We start from the raw sequence: 2,028 nt of genomic DNA, 5'->3' as shown, positions 1-2,028 counted from the left end.
AGCAGCAGCTTCGCTGGGCCCGTGGTTCGCAGTACAACACGCTCCCGATGCTCCCGTGGATGCTCGCCCACGCGCCGATCCTCGCGGTGTTCTTCCTGACCGACATCATCCTGCCGTTCATGCTCTTCGGCGTGATCGCCGGCTGGATCTACCGCGCGTTCACCGGGCAGGGCGAGAACCTGTACCAGGGGATCCTGCAGCAGTACGGCTTCTCGACCGGCTTCGTCTACGTGGCCGCGCTCATGGTCGTCTCGTCGGTGCTCAGCATGGCGATCCGGCAGATGCGGCACCTCGCCGAGAAGCCGAGCGACTTCTTCCGGCTGCCGATGTTCATCATCGTCTCGACGTTCTTCCTCATGCCGATCCGGCTCATCGGCTTCTTCCGTCTGGCGCACGCGTCCGGCTGGGGGACCCGCGCCGGCGCCTACGCCGGTGGCCCGATGGAGGAGGACCCGGCCGACGCCGTGCAGCCGCAGGCCGTCGCCACGCAGACGCCGGTCAGCCCGGTCGACGCGGCGCGGTACACCGACGACCAGGCAGCGGCCGACCGGGCGTTCGACGAGATCTTCGGCGCCGGGGCCAGCGCCCGTCGGACCGGGTTCGACCCGGGTGCCGACGCGACGACCAACTCCACCGCGACGGTCCTCGCCACCCGCCGGGACCGCGAGGGTGTCGCCGCACCGGCTGCCGCGCGCGCCGCCCGGCCGACGAAGGTCCGCCGGTACAACCCGTACGCCGCGATCCCGTACCTGATCGGCTTCGCGATCTTCGCCCTGGAGGCCTTCCTCATTGTCTGACCTCATCCGCTCCTCAGGTGCCTGGTGGGCCCAGTCCAGCAAGCACGCACGGCTCACCGCGGTCGGCACCACCGCCATCGTCCTCGTCCTCGGCCTCATCACCTGGAACGTCTGGGTCTCCCCGGCCGGCTCGGTGTCGACCGCGGTCCACCAGGCGCTCGGGGTGACGCCGCCGAAGAAGAAGATCTCGGCCGCGGAGCTCCAGCAGCAGCTCACGGCAGCGCAGGAGAAGATCTGGGCGCTCGAGGGCAAGCTCGACTCGTCGACGGCGCAGGCCGGGTCGCGTGCCGACCAGATCGCCTCGCTCAAGGCGCAGATCGCGTCGCTCCAGTCCGACCTCGGTTCGGCGAAGGCGGCGGGCTCCGGGTCCGGGTCGGACTCCGCCTCCGGCGGGTCCGGTTCGGGGTCCACCGGTTCCGGTGGCTCCGGGTCGGGCTCCGGTTCCTCCGGGTCCGGCGGCTCGGGTGGGTCCGGGTCCGGCGGCTCCGGATCCGGCGGGTCGGGCTCCGGTTCCGGCTCCGGCTCCGGCTCGGGCGGCGTGACGAACCCGAACCCCGGCCCCTCGACCGACCCGACGACGACGCCGATCAGCACGCCCACCAAGGCGGAGATCCTCGGCCAGCAGTCCCGCTGGTACGGCCTCTACACGGCGCAGTCACCCTTCAACTGGTCCGAGTACGACCAGGTCTCGAAGGAGGTCGGCAAGGCCACGAACATGGTCGGCTTCTTCCAGGGCTTCGACCAGGACTTCAACGCCAACGCGGTCCAGCGCTCGTGGGCGAACGGACGCCTGCCGATGATGACGTGGGAGTCCGTGCCGGCAAAGACCGGCAACGACCAGCCCTACGTCCCCGGGTACACGAACGAGGACATCATCTCGGGCAAGTTCGACGCCTACCTCACGCAGTACGCGCAGGCGCTCAAGGCGAACGGCATGCCGCTCGTCATCCGCTTCGACCACGAGATGAACGGCCAGTGGTACAACTGGTCCGAATCGTCGAAGCAGCAGAACGCCGCCGGCTCGTACACCGCGATGTGGAAGCACGTCTGGCAGGTGTTCCAGGACAACGGCGCGAACCAGTACGCGATCTGGGACTGGTCGCCGTCCCGCATCGACAAGCTCGGCAACACGAAGTACCAGACGCTCGAGTACCTGCAGAACTACTACCCGGGTGCCGAGTACGTGGACTGGGTCGGCATGAGCGGCTACTACCGTGACGCCTCCGAGCAG

At 69.1% G+C, this 2,028-nt stretch carries 1 protein-coding gene and 1 pseudogene; both read left to right on the top strand.

Features of this window, described 5'->3' with window-relative positions; genetic code table 11:
* Positions 1–797 (top strand): annotated as a pseudogene (locus I5E_RS11485) (glycosyl transferase family 2); the annotation flags it as partial.
* A partial coding sequence (locus I5E_RS21680) for a glycosyl hydrolase (protein WP_022907117.1) occupies positions 790–2,028 on the top strand: 1,239 nt, incomplete at its 3' end. The pseudogene I5E_RS11485 and the gene I5E_RS21680, both read left to right, overlap by 8 nt.

Source organism: Curtobacterium sp. B18 (assembly GCF_000333375.1).
In the GTDB taxonomy this organism is placed as follows: Bacteria; Actinomycetota; Actinomycetes; order Actinomycetales; family Microbacteriaceae; genus Curtobacterium.
The sequence above is the reverse complement of the archived record's forward strand: the minus strand, read 5'-3'. Positions and strand labels throughout refer to the sequence as shown.